Annotated in this window: 16 protein-coding genes and 2 pseudogenes; 7 read left to right on the forward strand and 11 right to left on the reverse strand. The window is 68.9% G+C overall.

What is annotated here, in order from left to right; translation table 11 throughout:
- Window positions 1-16: 16 nt before the first annotated feature.
- Window positions 17-132: pseudogene (locus tag FB470_RS35920) on the forward strand (IS481 family transposase); the annotation flags it as partial.
- A 690-nt stretch (window positions 133-822) separates the two neighbouring features.
- On the opposite strand, the gene FB470_RS33545 reads toward FB470_RS35920, so the two are convergent.
- Together FB470_RS33545 and FB470_RS33550 are read right to left on the reverse strand one after the other, a co-directional pair.
- Window positions 823-1,233 carry a nuclear transport factor 2 family protein gene (locus FB470_RS33545; protein ID WP_306998172.1) on the reverse strand — a complete coding sequence of 137 codons (411 nt, stop codon included), beginning with the start codon at window positions 1,231-1,233 and terminating at the stop codon, window positions 823-825.
- A 40-nt stretch (window positions 1,234-1,273) separates the two neighbouring features.
- Window positions 1,274-2,017: an SDR family NAD(P)-dependent oxidoreductase gene (locus FB470_RS33550; protein ID WP_306998174.1), complete on the reverse strand. Its 744-nt coding sequence runs from the start codon at window positions 2,015-2,017 to the stop codon at window positions 1,274-1,276.
- Window positions 2,018-2,201: 184 nt separating this feature from the next.
- Between FB470_RS33550 and FB470_RS33555 the strand changes: the two genes are divergently transcribed.
- Both FB470_RS33555 and FB470_RS33560 read left to right on the forward strand, forming a co-directional pair.
- Window positions 2,202-2,597: a nuclear transport factor 2 family protein gene (locus FB470_RS33555; protein ID WP_306998176.1), complete on the forward strand. Its 396-nt coding sequence runs from the start codon at window positions 2,202-2,204 to the stop codon at window positions 2,595-2,597.
- A gap of 1 nt (window position 2,598) precedes the next feature.
- On the forward strand, window positions 2,599-3,804 hold the full coding sequence (locus FB470_RS33560) for a cytochrome P450 (protein ID WP_306998177.1): 1,206 nt from the start codon (window positions 2,599-2,601) through the stop codon (window positions 3,802-3,804).
- A gap of 50 nt (window positions 3,805-3,854) precedes the next feature.
- Here the strand turns inward: FB470_RS33560 and FB470_RS33565 are convergent, their stop codons facing one another.
- Window positions 3,855-4,883, reverse strand: coding sequence for a phosphotransferase family protein (locus tag FB470_RS33565; RefSeq protein ID WP_306998180.1), 1,029 nt, complete (start codon window positions 4,881-4,883; stop codon window positions 3,855-3,857).
- Between the two features lie 22 nt (window positions 4,884-4,905).
- Window positions 4,906-6,579 carry an AMP-binding protein gene (locus FB470_RS33570; RefSeq protein WP_306998182.1) on the reverse strand — a complete coding sequence of 558 codons (1,674 nt, stop codon included), beginning with the start codon at window positions 6,577-6,579 and terminating at the stop codon, window positions 4,906-4,908.
- Between the two features lie 67 nt (window positions 6,580-6,646).
- On the opposite strand from FB470_RS33570, the gene FB470_RS33575 reads away from it, so the two are divergent.
- The 3 genes and pseudogenes from FB470_RS33575 (at window position 6,647) to FB470_RS33580 (ending at window position 9,902) form a co-directional block, all read left to right on the forward strand.
- Entirely contained in the window at window positions 6,647-8,134 is a 1,488-nt protein-coding gene (locus tag FB470_RS33575; protein ID WP_306998184.1) for a phytoene desaturase family protein, read from the forward strand.
- 165 nt (window positions 8,135-8,299) lie between these two features.
- Window positions 8,300-8,674 (forward strand): annotated as a pseudogene (locus tag FB470_RS35925) (alcohol dehydrogenase catalytic domain-containing protein); the annotation flags it as partial.
- 388 nt (window positions 8,675-9,062) lie between these two features.
- Window positions 9,063-9,902: an SDR family oxidoreductase gene (locus FB470_RS33580; RefSeq protein WP_306998186.1), complete on the forward strand. Its 840-nt coding sequence runs from the start codon at window positions 9,063-9,065 to the stop codon at window positions 9,900-9,902.
- A 73-nt stretch (window positions 9,903-9,975) separates the two neighbouring features.
- Here FB470_RS33580 and FB470_RS33585 read toward each other — a convergent pair whose 3' ends face one another.
- From FB470_RS33585 to FB470_RS33615, 7 genes are all read right to left on the reverse strand, one after another.
- Window positions 9,976-11,190 (reverse strand): cytochrome P450, encoded by a 1,215-nt coding sequence (locus FB470_RS33585; RefSeq protein WP_306998188.1) that lies wholly within the window; start codon window positions 11,188-11,190, stop codon window positions 9,976-9,978.
- Window positions 11,191-11,590: 400 nt separating this feature from the next.
- On the reverse strand, window positions 11,591-12,448 hold the full coding sequence (locus tag FB470_RS33590; RefSeq protein ID WP_306998190.1) for a mycofactocin-coupled SDR family oxidoreductase: 858 nt from the start codon (window positions 12,446-12,448) through the stop codon (window positions 11,591-11,593).
- Complete coding sequence (locus FB470_RS33595) at window positions 12,445-13,986, reverse strand: class I adenylate-forming enzyme family protein (protein ID WP_306998192.1); 1,542 nt, start codon at window positions 13,984-13,986, stop codon at window positions 12,445-12,447. Before FB470_RS33595 ends, FB470_RS33590 begins: the two co-directional genes overlap by 4 nt.
- Window positions 13,986-15,242 (reverse strand): phenylacetate--CoA ligase family protein, encoded by a 1,257-nt coding sequence (locus FB470_RS33600; RefSeq protein WP_306998194.1) that lies wholly within the window; start codon window positions 15,240-15,242, stop codon window positions 13,986-13,988. Before FB470_RS33600 ends, FB470_RS33595 begins: the two co-directional genes overlap by 1 nt.
- 47 nt (window positions 15,243-15,289) lie before the next feature.
- Window positions 15,290-15,748 carry a nuclear transport factor 2 family protein gene (locus FB470_RS33605; RefSeq protein ID WP_306998196.1) on the reverse strand — a complete coding sequence of 153 codons (459 nt, stop codon included), beginning with the start codon at window positions 15,746-15,748 and terminating at the stop codon, window positions 15,290-15,292.
- Window positions 15,749-15,828: 80 nt separating this feature from the next.
- The gene (locus tag FB470_RS33610; RefSeq protein WP_306998198.1) at window positions 15,829-16,020 is read right to left on the reverse strand and encodes a ferredoxin; all 192 of its coding nucleotides are present in this window, start codon (window positions 16,018-16,020) and stop codon (window positions 15,829-15,831) included.
- A 206-nt stretch (window positions 16,021-16,226) separates the two neighbouring features.
- The gene (locus FB470_RS33615; protein WP_306998200.1) at window positions 16,227-16,961 is read right to left on the reverse strand and encodes a TetR/AcrR family transcriptional regulator; all 735 of its coding nucleotides are present in this window, start codon (window positions 16,959-16,961) and stop codon (window positions 16,227-16,229) included.
- 78 nt (window positions 16,962-17,039) lie between these two features.
- On the opposite strand from FB470_RS33615, the gene FB470_RS33620 reads away from it, so the two are divergent.
- Window positions 17,040-18,302 carry an FAS1-like dehydratase domain-containing protein gene (locus FB470_RS33620; protein WP_306998201.1) on the forward strand — a complete coding sequence of 421 codons (1,263 nt, stop codon included), beginning with the start codon at window positions 17,040-17,042 and terminating at the stop codon, window positions 18,300-18,302.
- Window positions 18,303-18,307 lie beyond the last annotated feature (5 nt).

The raw sequence follows: 18,307 nt of genomic DNA on the forward strand, positions 1-18,307 counted from the left end.
ACGACCAGAAACCCAACGCCAAGCCGCCTTCCCCGACTGGCCCGGCTGGTACAACTACCACCGACCCCACACCGCCATCGGGGCAACACCCCAGCCAGCCGCGCCACCAACCTCACCCAACAACACAGCTAGACCTTGCCAGGCCAGTGCGGGAGTGCCAGAGCCACACGGGCTTCGGGATGACCCCCCGACGGCAGGCGGGCCACCTCGAGCCGGATCCCGGTGCACCCCGGGAGGGGCAGCTTGCCCAGGTGACCGGCCCAGGCGATGCGATGGGTCAGCCTCGGGTGCGGTCGGTCCCGTGCCCGGACCAGGGCGGGGCCGTCGAGGTGCGGGTGGTGGTGTCCGGTTCGCCCCAGGTGGACGGGTCGCCGAAGGCGAACTCAGCCACCGCGGCGGCGCGGGCGACCCTTGGTTGTGCCGGGCAGTGGGCGGGTGCCCGGGGCGCAGGCACCAGAACAGTGACCGGCAGACCGGCCAGCACGTGTGCCGGCCGGGGACCATCGTAGCCGGCGTCGGCGACCAGCAGGATGTACGGCTCCCCGGCCTGCCAGTGACCCCCCTGATCCGCCGGTCCACCACGTCGCGCACCGGCCGGCCGTCACTGTTGCCGCATCATCGCCCGGCCGGCCGGACCACGTCCATCCAGAGAATGCGTTGCGGACACGTGCGCGCTTCCGGCGCAGCCCACCGGTGATGTCGACCGCCAACACGAGCCGGCCGTCTGGTGCCCGCGGCATAGTCACCCCGGGCACACCCGGTGGATGCACACCGATCAACTGAAGCCCTTGGACTGACTAAGGGCTTCACCCAGAACTCAAGCTAGGACTTCGAGCCCTCCAGGATGGCGTGCGCGTCGAACGGGATGATGTCGGCGGAGCGGATCCGGCCGTTCTCGAACTTCCACACCGCGACCAAGGGCATGTCGAAGAACTTCCCGGTGGCGCGGATGCGCCCGACGATGCGGTTGAGCGCGACGACGTAGTCGCCCTGGCACACGTACTCCGCCGGCTTCATCGAGTCGAAGGCCCAGAACTCGGCGGTCTTGGCATACAGTTCCCGCCAACCTTCGATCCCGTGGTAGGTGCCCCCGTAGGGCAGCGACTCCGGCTCACGGGTCACCAGGTCGGGGTGCAGCAGGTCGTAGATCTCATCCGGCAACTTCGCACCGGGTTCGTAGGCCGCTCCAGCGAGTTCGTAGAACCTGCGCAGCACAGCGAGATTGTCAGCCATCTGCTGTCTCCTTTTGATGGGATGGGGCTTGTACGAGCGATCAGGGCATCACGGCGCCACCGTTGACGTACAGGATCTGCCCGGTGATGCTCTTCGCGTCGTCGGAGGCCAGGAACAGCGCCGCGGCCGCGATCTCCTGCGGCTCCATGGCACGCCCCAGCGGGGTGCTCGCATTGAGGCGCTCCGCCATCCGCGGCGAAACGGCCTGCTGGGTCGCTTCGGTCATCGTCATCCCGGGCGAGATGCAGTTGACGGTGATGTTGTAGCCACCCAGCACGCCCGCCATGAACTTGGTGAGGCCGTTGACGCTGTACTTCGACCACGCGTAGGCGAAGTTCGGCAGCGTCTCGGGCTTGCGCGACACGTGGTACATCAGCGCCGCGTCGGACGACTGGTTGATGATGCGCCCGGAGTTCTGGGACATCATCGTCGGGACGACGGCCTTCGACATCCGCCACGGCCCGAGCATGTTGACCGACAGCACCTGGTCCAGGTACGCCTCGTCGGCCCGCTTGTGGTCGATGTTCGCATAAATCGCGGCGTTGTTCACCAGTACGTCGATGCGGCCGAACTCGGCGACGACGCGGTCGGCCGCATCCTGGCAGCTGGCCAGCGACGAGATGTCCACGCGGCCACCGAGGTGCCGCTGGTCACCGCCGGCCGGCAGCTCCTTCGCGGTGGACTCGGCACCCTGCTCGTCGATGTCCAGCGCCACGACCGACGCTCCCTCGTCGGCGAACCGCTTGGCGTGCTCCTTGCCGATCCCACCGGCTGCTCCCGTCACGATGGCGATCTTTCCCGCCAGGCGCTGTGCCGCTCCCACCTTGCTCCTCCGATCCGGGTCACCCGCCGGGCGACCACCGCTCGACTTCCTCGTCACCCCGAGCATAGACAGTATGAAGGGTCAACGAGTAGCCTTTACGTCATCTTCTTGCACACATCGTCAGCGTAGACGAAAGGCACCTCGCATGAGCGCACCAGCGGCGGAGATCGTGGAGAAGTTCCAGACCGCCTTCGGCACCGGCGACATCGAGACCGCCAAGAAGCTGGTCGCACCGGACTGCCGGCTCTACGAAGCCCCCTCGCTGCCCTACGGCGGCGTGTACGAAGGCCCAGCGGGCTTCCAGAAACTGTGCGAGCGGGTCAGCGCCAGTGGCGAATTCGCCCTGCAACCCAACGTCTACCTCCCGATCGACGACGAGCGCGCATTGCTGCGCGGACACATGAAGATCACCAACCGCGAGACCGGGGCGAACGTCGACATGCCCTTCCTCGAGCTCTACACCGTGCGCGACGGGCTCATCGAGGAAGTGCTCGTCTGCTACCACGACTCCGCCGCGGTCACCGCGACCCTGCGGGACTGACGTGACCGGCACGCCACCGATCTTCGACGTCACCGACCCCCGGCTCGTCACGGACCCCAACGCCTACTACGCGGTGTTCCGGCGGGAAAACCCGAGCCACCTGGTGCCCGGGCTGGGACTCACGTTCTTCCGCCACGCGGAATGCAGCCAGATCTTCCGCAACGCGAGGACATGGGGCAACGACCCGTTGCGGTCGCTGCGTTTCCAGGAGCTGGAGCGCAGCGACCCCGCGGCCGCACAGGAAAGCCGCCGGATCTTCGAACACCGCTTCATGGACGAGATCGATCCACCGGACCACACACGCATCCGGAAGCTGTTCGACAAGCTGTTCGGCCGCCGCAACTCGCTGGCACAGCGGGAAAGAATCCGGGCGCTGTTCTCCGAGCAGCTCGACCGGCTCGAAGGCAGGACCGAGTTCGACCTCGTCACCGACTACGCGTACGCGGTGCCGATCCGCATGGTCTCGGAGCTGACCGGGCTGCCGTCCGACGACGACCCGAAGGTCGCGGCCTGGCTGCTGCAGATCGCCGCCGACTACGACGTGCGGCTGATCGACGGGGTCTACCGCGCCGCGCAGCCGCTGTTCGACTACATCGAGGACTTCGTCGCCGCCCGGCGAGTGGCCCCCCAGGGCGAATTCATCGACGGGATCCTGGAGGCCGAGGACACCGGCGAGCTCTCACACGGCGAGATCGTGGGCGCCATCGCCATCTTGCTGGCGGGCGGGTTCGAGACGACGGCCAGCGCGCTGTGCAACGGCGTTCACGCCCTGCTCACGCACCGCGACCAGCTCGGCCGGCTGCAGGCGGACCCTGACCTGCTGGACTCGGCGGTCGAGGAAATCCTGCGGTTCGACCCGCCGGTCTCGACGCAGAAACGGATCGCGCTGCACCGCACCGAGCTGGCGGGCCACGTGGTCGAGGAAGGCGAACAGGTCGGCGTCATCATGCACTCGGCCAACCGCGACGAGGATGTGTTCACCGACCCGGACGCCTTCGACGTCGGCCGCAGACCCAACCCGCACCTGTCGTTCGCGGCGGGCATCCACCACTGCGTCGGCGCCCCGCTGGCGCGCCAGGAGCTGCTGATCGGCCTGGAAGTACTTCTGGAGCGCTACCGCGACCTGCGGCTGATCGAGGCCGAGGAACGAAACTCCTTCGGCACCAACAACCTGGCGACGCTGCGTGTGGCGGCCACCCCACGCTGACCGGAAAGTGCCGCCACGACGGGCGTCGTGGCGGCATTTTCCGGTATTCCTCAGGCAGCCCCGGTGAGCCGCTCGTGGGCGGCGGCCAGCAGCAAGGGCAGCACGCGGCGCGACTTTTCCGTCAACGCAGGGGCCTCACCACGCCGCTGTGCATTCTTCACCAGCAGCGCCGACGCGGCCGCCTGCTTGTACCGGGCGAGCGCGTCGAACCACGCCAGGTCCGCGACCTCCCGGCCCATCGCCGCCTCGTAGACCGCCCGCAGCTCGGCCGGTTCGACTGCGGGGGCCCATGGTGCGACGACAGCCGGGTGCGCCGGGTCGGACATGAGCCGCATCCAGGCGAGGTCGGCACGCGGATCGCCGACCGACCAGATCTCCCAGTCGGTCACCGCGCGGATCTCGGTCCCGGCACACTGCATGTTGCCCATCCGCCAGTCGCCGTGCAGTATCGACGGCCATACCGGCGCGGGCAGCGCGTCCTCGAGGAGCCGGCCGCACTCCGCCTCCAGCTCGGCCACGCGCGGTTCGAGCTCGCAGCTCGCGAACGCGGTGCGCCACCGGCCGAGCTCGTCCTCCGGGCCGGAGACCGGCTCGTCGAGCCCCGCCTGGAAGGGATCGGCCGTGTGCAGTGCGGCGAGCATCCCGGCGGCCAGGCGCATGCGGGTCAGCACAACCCCGGCGGGCGGACGGACCGGTGAGTCGGTGTGCCGCGGCTCGTAGCGTTCACCATCCACAGAGGACATGACCAACAGCGGCGGGACCTCCGGTGGCGCGCCGGGGTGTGCCCCCAGCACGGCCGGCACCTCGACGCCGGGCACACCTGCCAGTACCGACAGAACCCTGGCCTGGCGCAACACGTCCCGGTCGCGCACCGGTGCGAGCCCCGGCGGCGCCACCTTCACCACCACCGGTTCCCCGCCGGCGCGCGCGGAGTACGTCAGACCAGACCGGCCGCCCTTGAGCTCGGCGAGCCCGGTCACCTCGGCGCCCATCGCCTCGCCGGCCCGCCGCACGATGTCCGCGGGATCAGCGGCACCGACACCGGCTCCGTGCCCGGCCGGGCGCGAGGCACTGCCCATGTTTTCCCCTCGTGACGGAGTTTTACGAGCGACGGTCGACGACGATGCCCGCCGCGGCCCGGTCCCACGTCCGCGCCGAGTTGCCCAGCTCGCGCAGCGCCGCCTTGCGGATCTTGTTCGTCGGAGTCTTCGGCAGCGCGTCGATCACCTCGACGAACCGCGGCACCATGAAGTAGGGCAGGCGCGGCAGCAGGAACTCGATCAACTTCGCCGGATCGAACGCCGCGGCATCCTTCACGACCACGAAGACCTTGACCTCGTCGTCACCCTCGAACTCGCTCGGCCCGGCGACGCAGGCCACCTCGGCGACCTCCGGGTAAGCGGCCACCTGGGCCTCGACCTCCATGTTGGACACGTTCTCGCCGCGCCGCCGGATGGCGTCCTTCACCCGGTCGACGAAGAAGAAGTCGCCGTCGTCCTCGCGGACCAGGTCTCCGGTGTGGAACCAGCCGTTGCGCCACGCCGCCGCCGTCGCCACCGGGTTGCGCCAGTACTCGGCGATGATCTCCCACGGCCGGTCCGTCCGCAGCAAGAGCTCGCCCGGTTGGCCGGCGGGCACGCGCTGGTCGTGGGAGTCGGCCACGGCGACCTCCATCCCGGGACGTGGCCTGCCGAGCAGGCCGGGCCGCAGCGGGCGGTCCGGCGCCGACACGAAGATCGAACCGCCCTCGGTGGATCCCATGCTGATGTAGAGCTCTTCCAGACCGAACCGGTCCACCACCCGCTGTGGGTCCGAAGGCACCGGGCTGATGTAGACACTGCGCAGCGGCGATTCGGCATCGCCGGGCCGCGGCGGCTTCGACAGCACCATTCCGGCCATCGTGCCGACCAGGAAGGCGAAGGTCGCACCGGTCTCACGAACGACGTCGAGCCAGCGCGAGGCGGTGAACACCTCGCGCAGGGCGATGCTCTGACCGCACGACCAGAACGCCAGGGCCGGGCACTGGCCGCCCACGTGGAAGAGCGGGAGGTCGACGAGCACGCGGTCGCCGGGGCGCACCTTGACCGCGAACGAGTGGTAGGACGCCATGCAGGAATGCAGGTACGTCGTGGCCACGCCCTTCGAGGCCCCCGTCGTGCCCGAGGTGTAGTTGATGAAATGCAGGTCCCACGGCTCAAGCTGTGGATCGGCCACCGGCTCCGGTGACCCGTCCGCCAGCCCGGCACCATCGACGACATCCAGCTCGAGCCCGACCGCATCCACGCGCGGGCGCAGCCCGTCGTCGGTCACGATCACCGAGGCCCCGGAGTCACCGCACACGTGTGCCAGCAGATCGCCCTTGTATGCGGTGTTGACCGGAGTCACGACGGCACCCAGGAACGTCGCGCCGAACCACGCACGGAGCCAGTCCTGACCGTTGGGCAGGAAGACCAGCACCCGGTCGCCGCGACCGACGCCGCGGCCGGCCAGCGCGTTCGCCGCGCGGTGGCCCGCTGCCAGCGCCTGCCGGAAGGTCCACTCGGTGCCGTCTTCGAACAGCACCGCCGTCGCGTCCGGCGTCGCGCCCGCCACACGCTCGAGGATGTACCGGGGAACCATCTCGTCCACCGCGGAAGGCAGCTCGTCGGCCGACCGCTCGCGCCACGCCGTTCGCTCTGCCACGGACACCCACACTCCTTCGTGCAGTCCCCCTGCCGGATCGCCACATCGTAGAGGTCGAATGACGAACAGTCTAGTTGTTGCACTTGGGTTCACCAAGCGTATGGTCAGAACAGCGAACTGGGTACGTGCCGAAGAAGTCACAAATCCACTAGGAGCCGTCATGTCGGACCGAGTTCCCTGGAACGTGCAAGAGCGCGAAGTCGTGATCATCGGTGCCGGCTACGGCGCGCTGATCGCAGGGGCGGTTCTCGCCCGGGCGGGGCTACGGCCGCTGCTGATCGAAGAACTGGACCAGGCCGGGCTGCCGGGCGGGGCCTACCCGTACTCGCCCCAGCCGGGAGAGACCTACTGGCTCGACTTCGGCCGCCGCGACAGTCACGGCGAGCAGGACTACGTGCTGGTCACCAACCAGTGGCACCTGAAGGCCGCCGAGCGAGCGGGCGTCACGCTGCCGATCGTCGGCCCGCATGCGCCGACAATGCGGACGCACCGCCTCCCCGAGCGCGTGGTGTCCTCCTTCGGTGCGGGCACCGACGACGCGACGCGCTTCCTCCGCGAGAACTGCGGCCTCGACGACGAGCTGGCGCAGCGGTTCCTGGTGTTGCTGGGCGAGCTCGCCGCGATGGACGGCGCCGAGGCTGCGAAGCTCACCGACGTCACCTTCGAGCAGTGGTTCGAAGAGCGCGGCGAACCAGCGGACCTGCGCAAGGCGATGTACTCGCTGTGCGTGTGCATCTACTCGCTACCTCCGGAGCAGACGTCGGTGGGCAGGTTCGTGCTCAACTACGCGAAGTCCGCGCTGCAGTTGCACACCATGAACGACCCGGAAGTCGGCGGCATGCAGGGCGCCTGCCAGCCCTACATCCGGGCCATCGAGGAAGCCGGCGGCGAGATCTGGCTGAACACCGAGGCCACCTGCCTGCTGCGCGACGCCGACGGCGCGACCGGCGTGCTCGCCCGGGACGTGCACGCCTTCGTCCGCGAGGTGCGCACCCGCCACGTCATCTTCACCCGGCCTGCGTTCCAGCTGTTCGACCTGGTACCCGAGAGCGAATTTCCGGCAGGGTTCGCCGAGCAGGCCCGCTCGACCAGGCAGTGGGAGCTGCCCATGATCTCCGTCCAAATGGGACTTTCCGGCACGCCGATCCGGCGCGGGGACGGGAAACCGGACGACTTCGCCAGCTGGAATCGCGTCATGGTCGGCGAGGATCGCAGCTACGCGGGCGGCTGGATCATCCCGTCGCTCACGTCCCCGAAGTCGGCGCCGCCCGGCAAGCACCTGCTGGAGGTCTGCTACGCCGACGATGGCACGAAACGGGTGGACGGGCGCATGGTGCCGCATTCCTACGAGGAACTCAAGCCGGGGCTCGAACGACTGGTCGACTACGTGTATGAGTTCTACGCCAACCTGGAGGAGATTGTCGAGTGGTCGGAGGTCTACTACACGACCGAAGCCGGCGGGCACCACTGGGCCTACAAGCCCGGCGCCCGCGTCCCCAAGGTCTCCCCCATCCCCGGGCTCTACCTGCAGGGCTACACGACCGACACCAGCTACGCCTACTACGAAGCCGAGGAGTACTCGGCGCTCGACGTCGTGGACACCGTCCTTGCCGCGCTGCGCAAGGGCGAAGCGAGCGCCATTGGCTGAGTCCCGCAACGACGCGAGGGCGCTGCGCCGCCTGATGACGACGGCGTCGGCGGCGCGCGGGTTCCGCGAGCCGGTCGGCCTCCCGGCGGGCAGGCACAGGCCGATCCGCCGCAGGGTGGTCGCGGACCTGGCCCGCCCGGACACCGGTCCGCATCGTTCTGCCTGATGCGCGGGATCACCACGGCGCCAGGCGAAATCAGCCTGGAAGGCCTCCCCGCTCCCCCGCCAACGGCGCCAAGGGACGCGCTCATCCACATCACCGGCTGCCGGGTCTGCCGCACGGACGTCGAACCATCCGCTGCCTGCGCACCGCCGCCCGGTGCGCGGTATCCGATCCGGCCCGGGCACGAGGTCGCGGGCATCGTCGAGGCCGTCGGCGAGCCTGACCTTGACGCGGACCAGGCAGCGGTGAGCGGTCGCGTGGCCCTGCACCCGGTGCTGAACTGCGGCCGATACGCCGCCTGCCGCGCCCGTGCCGACAACTCGTGCACGCGCGCCGAGATCCCGGGGCTACACCGGCCCGGTTGGATGGCGACGCACGTGCTCTGGCCGCTGCCCCGGACCGTCGGGATGAGCCCGACCGGCCCGACCACGGCGGCTATCCTGGCCGACGCGGTCGCCACGGCGCACCGGGCGCTCAGGCAGGCCGGGGTTCCGCATGGCGGGACCGCCGTGGTCCTGGGCACCGGCAGGCTCGGTGACCAGGTGCTCCAGCCGGCCCCCGTACTCGATCCCAGCGGCTCGATCGCCGCCGTGGTCTCTTCCGCGGCAACGGCTGAACGTGTTGCGTCGCAAGGCATCGAGGCGAACGTCGGACTCACGTCCGGGGTCCGTGCACTGCGGCGGCGGTTCCCCGGCGGCGTCGACGCTGTCTTCGACTTCACCGACGCTCGCGGACGGCACCAGGTGACCGAATCAAGGAGGAACTGTGACACCAAGGGAATTCACGTTGACACCGGCTTACGATCGCGTGGTCGTGACCGGCGGCGGGCCGGGCATCGGCCGCTCGGTCGCGCTCGCGATCGCCGCCACCGGTACCGGCGTCTACGTGCTCGGCCGCCGTGTGGCGCGGCTCGAGGAAACCGTCAAACGCGGCGCCGGCCTGCCGGGCAAAATCGTCCCGGTCACGTGCGACATCCGTGACGCGGAGACGGTCGCCGCGGCTTTCCGCACGATCGAGGAGGACGGCGGTCCGGCGCAGCTGCTGTACCACGCGGCGGCGGCGGCCTACGGTTCACTCGCCGAGGACATCACGCCCGAGGGTTTCGCCCACGTCGTGCAGTCCTCGCTCGTCGGCGCCTTCCACGTGATCCATCGCTGGGCCGAGCCGCTGATCGGCGCCGGGCTGCCCGGCGCCTGCGTCGCGGTCACGAGCGCGCTCGCCTCCCGTGAGACCCCCGGAGTGGCGCACTCGAGTGCGTCGAAGGCCGGCGTGGAGGGGTTCATCCGTTCCGCCGCACGGGAATGGGGCCGTTACGGCATCCGGCTCAACACCATCGGCCCGGGCCCGTTCCCGTCCGAGGGCACCAACGAACTGTGGGACCAGGGCGGGATCCGGGCCCGCATGGAGTCGACCACCGCGCTGGGCCGGCTCGGCACGGAGGCGGAGATCGTCGGCCCGTCCCTGTTCCTGCTGAGCGACGCGGCGCGCTACGTCACGGGCGTGTCGATCCCGGTGGACGGCGGGTTGCGGTTGACCCAGTGGACCGTGCACTCGCCGGCAGAGAGCGTGTCTCCCCAGGACCGCCGGGCCGTACCTTCGCCTTGAACCCCGTACCGCCCCGGCATCTGCGTGCCGGGGCGGTGCGGCGGCCGGCGCAACCGGCTGGACCGGAAACCGGTCAAGCCACCTCGAAGGACAAGTGCAACGATTCGAAGGCCCGGATGCTCGACAGCGGAATCCACTTGGGCCGTTCCCCGTCCCGGAACTCCCACCGCTTCCACCGGTCCAGCAAGACGTCCAAGGCCTCCGACAACTCGAGACGGGCCAGCGCGTTCCCCGGACAGAAATGCGCACCACGGCCGAACGTCACGTGCGAGGGGCCCTCCCGGTCCAGCCGCAACTCGTCGGGGCAGGTGAACACGTCCGGGTCGCGGTTCGCGGCGAGCAGGGAGATCTGCACCATCTCCCCCTCGTGCGCGACGGCCCCACCGCCGAGATCCAGGTCGGTCCGGGCCTTGCGCATCAGCCACGGCAGAATCGGCTCCAGCCGCAAGATCTCCTCGATCGCGGGGCGCATCAGAGCCCGGTCCGCACGCAGCCGGTCCTGCAGCTCCTGGTTCTCGGCGAGGGTCGCCATCATGATCATCAGCGCGGAGCGGGTGGTGTCGTGCCCACCGTGCATGAGGAGCACGACCATCCGCAGCAGGTCGTCGTGGCTCAGCCGGTCGCCGTCCTCCTCCGCGGCGATCAGTGTGCTCAGCATGTCGTCACCGAGATCGCGACGGCGTTCGGCGATCAGCCCTTCCAGATAGGAGTAGAGATTGACGACCGCGGCCTCCGCTGTCCGCCGGCCCTCCGCGCCGAGCTCTTCGGAAAACATGGCGTTGAGGTCGGTCACCCAGGTGTCGAAGGTGTGGTGGTCGGCGCGGGGGATGCCCAGCACATCACAGATGACCTGCACGGGCAGCTGGTGCGCGAAGTCGTGGATGAAGTCCACCTCGCCGCTGTCGCCGATCTCGTCCACGAGCTTGATGCACAGCTCCCGCACCGGCTCCTTCATCCGCGCGACCGCTCGCGGGGTGAACGCATGCATGACGAGCTTGCGCAGCCGGGTGTGGTCGGGACCGTCCTTGTGCAGGATCGTGCCCAGGTGGAACTCCGCGAACGGACCGTCGGTCACGCCCAGCTTGGCGAACGACTGGGCGTAGTCGTTGCACACCTTGGGGCTGTTCAGTATCGACTGCACGTCCGCATGAGCCAGCAGCACCGGCATCCCGTAGATGTTCCGCGCCACCGGATTGGCACTCCGGATCTGCCGCAGGTAGCCGTGCGGGTCGTCGTTGAACTCCTCCGACATCACGTCGAGGCGTGGCAGGGGGACGTCTTGCGCCATCGAAAGCTCCGTCCGATCAGGGTTGACAGCAGTTCGGATTACGACCTGACAATTACTGACAACTTATTCATTCACCGTATCTGTTGATCACCGGAGACTCAGCTGGCGCCCGGGGTCGCTGACCTCACGCCGATCTTGATCGGCACCCTGGCGCGACCGGCCGCCGCGTCCTCGACCTCCTCCGCCCGCCGGCGGGGACCGAGCCGCACTGACGGACAGTTCAAGCATCAAACAGACAGTCGTTCTCTGAATCCGCAGTATTGCATGTCACATTCGGCCAGGTCAACGGCCCGAAAGCCCCATCACGAACGAACCGTCGTCCGTCGGCGAAACGGCCGTGGGAATCGGGTTTCGCCCCGATTCCCACGGCCGTGCCTGCTCTTCCGTCAGCCATCCGCCATCAGGACGTCACCGGATCCGTGTTGATCCCGGCGAGCAGCAGGTGCCCCGCGTCGACCGGGATGGTCACACCCGTGACCGAGCTCGCCAGCTCCGAGTTGAGGTAGAGCGCCGTCTCGGCCACGCGTTCCGGCTCCAGGAAGCTGGTCGCCTTCAGCGCGCTGTAGTGGTAGCCGCCCTGGATCATGTCCGCCTCGGTGCCGCCCGGGTGCCCCGCCATCATGTCCCAGGCCGCCTGGTGGCTCGACATCGGCGTGCGGATCGCGCCGGGACAGATGGCGTTGCACCGGATGCCGTGCCTGCCGCCCTCGAGCGCGATGACCTTCATCAGCCCCAGCGCGCCGCTCTTGGCGGACGTGTAGTGGGCGTAGTTCATCCCGGGCTCGATGCCGTTCACCGAAGAGATGACGACGATCGAGCCGGTGCCCCGTTCGATCATGTGCGGCGTTACGGCCTTCGCCGAACGCCAGATCCCGGCGAGGTTGGTCTCGATCGTCTGCGACCACATCTCCTCGGAGAGCTCCCAGTACGGGGCCATCGTCCAGATTCCCGCGTTGGCGATCAGCGAGTCGATCTGCCCGAACCTCTCCAGTGCCGCCGCAACCGCAGCATCCAGTTGGTCCTGCGACCGCACGTCCGCGCGGACCGCCAGCGCCTCGCCGCCTTCCTTCTCGACGAGCGCGACCGTCTCGTCCAGGTCCTCCGGCTTCGCCATCGCGTAGGGCACACTCGACAGCTGATCGGCGATGTCCACCACCACGACCTTCGCGCCCGCTCGCGCGCTGACCAGCGCGTGAGCGCGGCCTTGCCCGCGCGCACCGCCAGTGATGAAGACGACCTTGCCGTCCAACAGCCTCATCTCGACATCTCCTTCGATCCGGTGGACGCCTTCGCCGGAATGACGAACTCGCCGGCACGGTCGACGACCAGCTTCGTCAGCGCTCGGCGATCCAGCTTCCCGTGCGGCGTCCGGGGCAACTCCGGGAGTGCCAGGTAGCCCCTGGGGGATTTGTAGGGCGCAAGCCGCTCGCGGACCCAGGCGTGCAGCGCCTCGGGTTCCGGCACGCTGTCGCCGGACGGCACAACCACGGCCAGCATCCGCTCACCGAGGCGGTCGTCGGGCACGCCCACCACCGCGGCCGCGGCCACGCCCGGCGCGCGCTCGAGCACGTCCTCGACCTCGGCCGGGTAGATGTTGAACCCGCCGGAGACGATGAGGTCCTTCACCCGCCCGGCCACGGACAGGATCCCGTCCTCGTCGACCGAACCCAGGTCTCCGGTGTGCAGGAAACCGTCCGGATCGACCGGTGCGGCGTCGTCACCGGCGTACCGGCGCATCACCTGCGGGGAGCGAACGGTGATCTCCCCGACCTCGCCCGCGGCGACCTCCCGCCCGGTTGCGGTATCCACGATGCGGATGTGCACACCCGGCAGTGCACGCCCCACGGACCCGGGCGGGCGGCGCCCGGCGCGGACATCTTCCAGACGCTCCGCGGCGATACCGCCCATCGCCTCGGTCTGGCCGTAGTTCGACAGGAGCGGGAACCCATAGCGTTCTTCGAACTTTGCCGCCAGCGAACGGGAAAGCGCGGCGGAACCGACCGTCGCGTACCGGACGCCGGACAGACGCACCCGCGACGGGGCGTGCACGAGGTCGAACACCATGGCGGGGACGAGACGAAGCGTGCGCACCTTGTGCTCGGCGACCACCGCATCGAGCCCCACAGCGTCGAAGCGTTCGAACACCACCACCGGTTTGCCCGCCCACCAAGCGAACAGCAGGCCCATCAGTCCGGAGGTGTGCGAGAGCGGGGTGAGCGCGACGTTCGGCCGCCGGTCCTCGTCCGCCAGCGACCGGGGCCCGGACTCGATGCCGGAACTGGTCAGCATGCCATCGATCGACGACACCAACGCCTCACCCCGGTGCACGATGCCCTTGGGCGCCCCGGTGGTCCCGGACGTGAACAGCACGAGCGCTTCGGCAGCCGGGGCCACCGTGGCCGGTTCCTCAGCCGTACCCGGGGAATCCACGGCGACGACAGGCAAATCCGGGAAATGTGCGGCCCGGTCGGAGGTGGTCACCACGACATCGACCCCGGCGGCCCCGGCGAGCCGGACGGCCTCGGCCGGGGAGGCGAGGCTGCTGATCACCGCGGCTGTGGCCCCGGACTGCCACGCCCCGAACAGTCCGGCGCCGAACAGCGGCCCGTTGGCGATCCAGACCCCGATCCGGGCGGGCCGCCCGGCCGCGGAAAGGCACGCGGCCGTCACGGCGGACGATGCCGCGGCCAGCTCGCCCCAGGTGGTGCGGTCACCGGACGGTGTGTACACGGCCACGCCGTCCGGCCGCTGCTTTCCCCTGTCCCGCACCAGGTTCGCAAGCGCCGCCCAGCCCATCACTGCTCGTCGACCACGAGTGACGGCTTGTACGACGCCCTCGCCATGGTTCCGCGGGGCAGGACGGTGATTTCGACGTCGACCCCGAGCTTCTCCTCCAGCCGCAGCTCCGCATTGTGGCCGCCGCCGTCGCCCTCGGCGCGGATCTCCAGGCGCTTCTGCGTTTCGCCTCGGCGCACCAGCTGGTACACCGGTCCGGGGCGGCCCAGGTCGTCGTCCTTCGCCAGCTCGACGGCCACATCGATGGGCATCACCTCTGTGCCGTCGACGTTGACGACGTCACCGCGCCGGCCATCGTAGAATCCGCGCCGCGTGGTCTCGCCACACGGGCACGGCGCTTCTTCGACGCGAACGACGTCACCGATGTCGTACCGGACGACCAGGCTGTCGCGCTCCAGCGTGGTGATCACCAGGTTGCCGCGCTCGCCCGGCGGGACCGGCTCGTAGGTGACCGGGTCCAACACCTCGACCACGGCCAGGTCCTCGTTGAGGTGCGCACCGGCCTGCTCCGAGCATTCCGTGCCCAGGTACGAGAAAGCGTCGGCGCCGGCCGAGATCTGCCGCCACTGGAACGCGATCGAGTCATCCGGCGGCGGGAGCCGCAGGTCCTCGACCGGGTCGTAGCCGAACTTGACGGCTGCCTCGTTGAGACGCTGCAGTGCCGGCCCGAGCACCACGTACCGGTTCGGCTTGAGCAGGGAAAGCAGCCGCAGGGCGGGCTCGATGCTCTTGTCGTCGGTGGGCGGGCCGATCGAGACGCAGAGGAACCCGTACCGCTCGGCCGCCGCGCGGTTCATCGGCTCCCCGTTGTTGAGGTAGCCCGGGTGCGCGGTGACCATGATCGTCTCGCCCGGCTTGTAGCCCTGCCGCCACTGGTTGCGGGCATAGGCGCGGTACTCGACCTCGAGGTCGCGGGGGGTCCAGAAGAGCACCGTGGGCTTGCCCGTCGTACCGGTCGTCTGCGCCACCCGTACGCAGTCCATGACGGCCGCACCGCGGTAGTCGCCGAACGGCGGGTGCTCGGCCTCGCTCTGACGCAGGTCCGCCTTGACGAAGGGCCGCACCGACGACAGGTTCGCCAGCGACAGCTCCCCCCGGCCGATACCCGCCTCCTCCAGCCTGCGGCGGAAGAACGGGATCGGCACGTCGTAGATCCGTTCCGAAGCCGCGGCCAGGCGCTCATCCTGCAGCGCCCGCCGGTCCTCGCGCGACATCGTCTGGAGCGCCTCGTCGTAGAAAATCCTGCTGCTCGCCACCGCTACCTCTCCGTTGGGGAAGTTCTGAAGTTGCCCGGACTCGCCGCTCAGACGTCGGAAATCTCGGCCTTGGTCAGAGCGATGAACGTCTTGTTGACCCGCCGGAAGGTCAGGTCGGTCGAGACGAGCCGGTGGGTGAAGCGCCACCCGTCCGGCGTGCGGACGAGCTTGTCCTGGTAGAGGCCGGTGGTCACCACGGTCGAACTCGCCCGGTCGTCCCGGCGGTGCCCCATCAGCAGGGTGGCGGTTTGCGTTGCGGTGTCGCCGTCCACCTCGATGACCGAGTCGAGGGTCATGTGCACGCTGCCGTAGACGGCCTTGCCCATCAGCTTCCGGATCGCCTCGGTGCCCTCGGCCTTGGGTCCGTCCGCGACCTCGAAGACACCCTCGGGCGTGAACGTGCCGAGAAAGTCCTCGAGCCGCTGGTTGTCCGCGGCGCGGTTGTACCGGGCGGACAGCTCCCGGATCTCGTCCTTGTCCACCAACATGCGCAGTTCGTCCGCCACGGGGCCTCCATCCTGGTACTGAACGCTATAGCAACACACTAGACGCCCTGTCATCGAGTTGTCACGTATTTCCCTTGGCGCTAGCCCTCGATGCGCAGCGCCTGCTTCGGACAGACCTGGACGGCGTCCTCGACAGCGGCGCGCCGGGACTCATCCGGCGTCTCGTCCAGGACGTACAGCTGGTCGTCATCGCGCAGGTCGAACACGTCCGGCGCCGCCATGACACAGAGACCGTTGCTCTCGCACAGGTCGTAGTCCACCTTGACCTTCATCGCCGATCACCACTCCCAGAGTATCGAATTTCGGTGATGAAGAGTCTATACATTAGTCACTGTGTCGGCTAGCGTGCCGAGGCGTGGCCGGAACGACAACGACCAGACGGGCCGGGGAGCCCGGGTACGAAAAAGGCCGGCAGGCCCGGGAATGGGTACCCGGAACTGCCGGCCGTCGGCGCGCTGTCGCGGCGCGGTTCGGGGGATCAGCGCTTGGTGGACGCCGAGCCGGTCACCTCGCCACGCAGAGTCAGCTCCCAGAAATCGACGAGCGACTCGACCGCGCTGCGCTTGTCGACGCGCATCCCGCGGAGGACAGAGAAGTAGGAGAACCGCTCGAGCTGGGTGAGCAGGACGATCGCGCGGCTGCGCGAAGCCTCCACCGGCTCCCCCAGACCGTTGCGCCGGCGGGTTTCGTTGATCCAGGCGGTCAGGTGGCTGACGAACGTGGCAAGGCGCTCGTCGCTGACCGCGCGCAGTTCCCGCTCACTGCTCTCGGCCTGCATCCACGCCCGGACGCTGGCTTCATGCCGCACGAACAACTTCAGGTACGCCTCGACCCAGCGCTTGATCGCGGCACGATCCGGGTCCAGCCGTTCGCCCACGTCGGCGAGCAGCTCCTCCACCTCGCGGGTGTACTGGGCGGTGAGTTCGGCGGCAACCTCGCCCTTGCTCTTGAAGTACAGATAGAAGGTGCCCCTGCTGGCGCCCGCGGTCTCGACGATGTCGTCGATCGTGGCCTTGGCGTATCCCTTCCGTTCGAAGACGTCCTTCGAAGCCTCGATGAGCTTCCGGCGCGTCATCTCTTTCTGCTCTTCGCGCAGGGAGCGGCGCTTCACCGGAGTTCCGTCGCCCCCACCTGCGTCGGCGTCGCCGAACAGGTCGGCGGCGGTTGAACGCGTTTTCATCACCCCAGCATATCCTGTCCAATGACTGATCACACAGAGACGTTTCTTTACACGGCGTCAACGACCGCGCTGGCGCCGGAACAGCTACCCCTCGACGACACTGGAGCGGCGATGAGCACCAGCCCGGCCACGGAGGCCTCCCAGCAACCGGATCGCATCCGCGAAGAGGACATCACCCGCGCGAAGGACCTCGTCGGGTTCTACTACGCGACGACTCAGCGCGAGCACTTCGCGACGGCCACACCGGACGTGCTGCGCAACTTCGCTCGAGGCTACGGTGACGACAACCCGCTGTACACCGACGCCGAGTACGGCGCGGGTACGCGCTGGGGCGCCCAGATCGCGGCACCCATGACGGGCGTCGCCGTGAACGAGGCACTACGGGCCGACCCCCTTCCCGCCGACCGCAGGCGGCCGTCGTTCCGCGGCATCCACGTGTTCGTCTCGGGCAGCAGCTGGGAGTGGTTCCGGCCGGTGTTCCCCGGCGACCGGCTGCACACGTTCCAAGGCTTCGAGAACGTCGAGGTCAAGGCCTCGGAGTTCGCCGGGCGGTCGGTCATCATCACCCGGCGCCACGTGCGGATGAACCAGCGCGGGGAGGTGGTCTCGATCGCCCGCGTCATCGCGATCCACACCGACCGCGAGAAGGCGAAGAAGACGGGCAAGTACGACGAGATCAAGCCCGCGACCTACACCCCCGAGGACATCGCCGAGATCGACGAGATCTACGCCGCCGAAGGCCCCCGCGGGGACAAACCCCGGTATTGGGAGGACGTCCACGTCGGCGACTCCCTCGGCAAGATGGTCAAGGGACCGCTGACGGGCACCGACCTGATCCTGTTCCACGCCGGCGGCTACGGCTTCACCCCGTACGCCCCGAGCGCGGCACGGCTCGGCTACCAGAACCGGAAGCGGATCCCGGCGTTCTACGTGAACAACGCCCAGGGCGTGCCCGACGTAGTGCAGCGGGTGCACTGGGACACCGAGTGGGCGCAGTCGATCGGAGTCCCGATGGCTTACGACTACGGCGTGCTGCGGGACTGCTGGCTCTCCCACTACCTCACCGACTGGATGGGCGACGACGCCTGGTTGCTGCGCCAGTCCAGCCAGATGCGGAAGTTCAACTACATCGGCGACACGCACATCTTCACCGGTGAGATCGTCGGCAAGCGGCAGGACGGCCCACGCCGCGTCGTGGACGTCGAGCTGCGCGGAACGTCCCAGCGCGGCGAGGTCACCTGCCCGGCCACCGCGACCATCGCGCTGCCGAGCCGGGACGCCGGCCCGGTGCCGCTGCCGCAGGTCCCCGAGGACATCGCCCGTACCGCGACGGAGATCTACACGCGGCACAACCAGCTCGGCCGGGCACACTGACTTGT

The sequence above is a fragment of the Amycolatopsis thermophila genome (assembly GCF_030814215.1).
Lineage (GTDB): Bacteria > Actinomycetota > Actinomycetes > Mycobacteriales > Pseudonocardiaceae > Amycolatopsis_E > Amycolatopsis_E thermophila.

Bases quoted from the DNA above. Each gene is read 5' to 3' on its own strand.
- FB470_RS33590 (WP_306998190.1), bottom strand. From the start codon at position 12,448: ATGAGGCTGTTGGACGGCAAGGTCGTCTTCATCACTGGCGGTGCGCGC.
- FB470_RS33595 (WP_306998192.1), bottom strand. From the start codon at position 13,986: ATGGGCTGGGCGGCGCTTGCGAACCTGGTGCGGGACAGGGGAAAGCAG.
- FB470_RS33575 (WP_306998184.1), top strand. From the start codon at position 6,647: ATGTCGGACCGAGTTCCCTGGAACGTGCAAGAGCGCGAAGTCGTGATC.
- FB470_RS33610 (WP_306998198.1), bottom strand. From the start codon at position 16,020: ATGAAGGTCAAGGTGGACTACGACCTGTGCGAGAGCAACGGTCTCTGT.
- FB470_RS33620 (WP_306998201.1), top strand. From the start codon at position 17,040: ATGAGCACCAGCCCGGCCACGGAGGCCTCCCAGCAACCGGATCGCATC.
- FB470_RS33545 (WP_306998172.1), bottom strand. From the start codon at position 1,233: ATGGCTGACAATCTCGCTGTGCTGCGCAGGTTCTACGAACTCGCTGGA.
- FB470_RS33585 (WP_306998188.1), bottom strand. From the start codon at position 11,190: ATGGCGCAAGACGTCCCCCTGCCACGCCTCGACGTGATGTCGGAGGAG.
- FB470_RS33565 (WP_306998180.1), bottom strand. From the start codon at position 4,883: ATGGGCAGTGCCTCGCGCCCGGCCGGGCACGGAGCCGGTGTCGGTGCC.
- FB470_RS33555 (WP_306998176.1), top strand. From the start codon at position 2,202: ATGAGCGCACCAGCGGCGGAGATCGTGGAGAAGTTCCAGACCGCCTTC.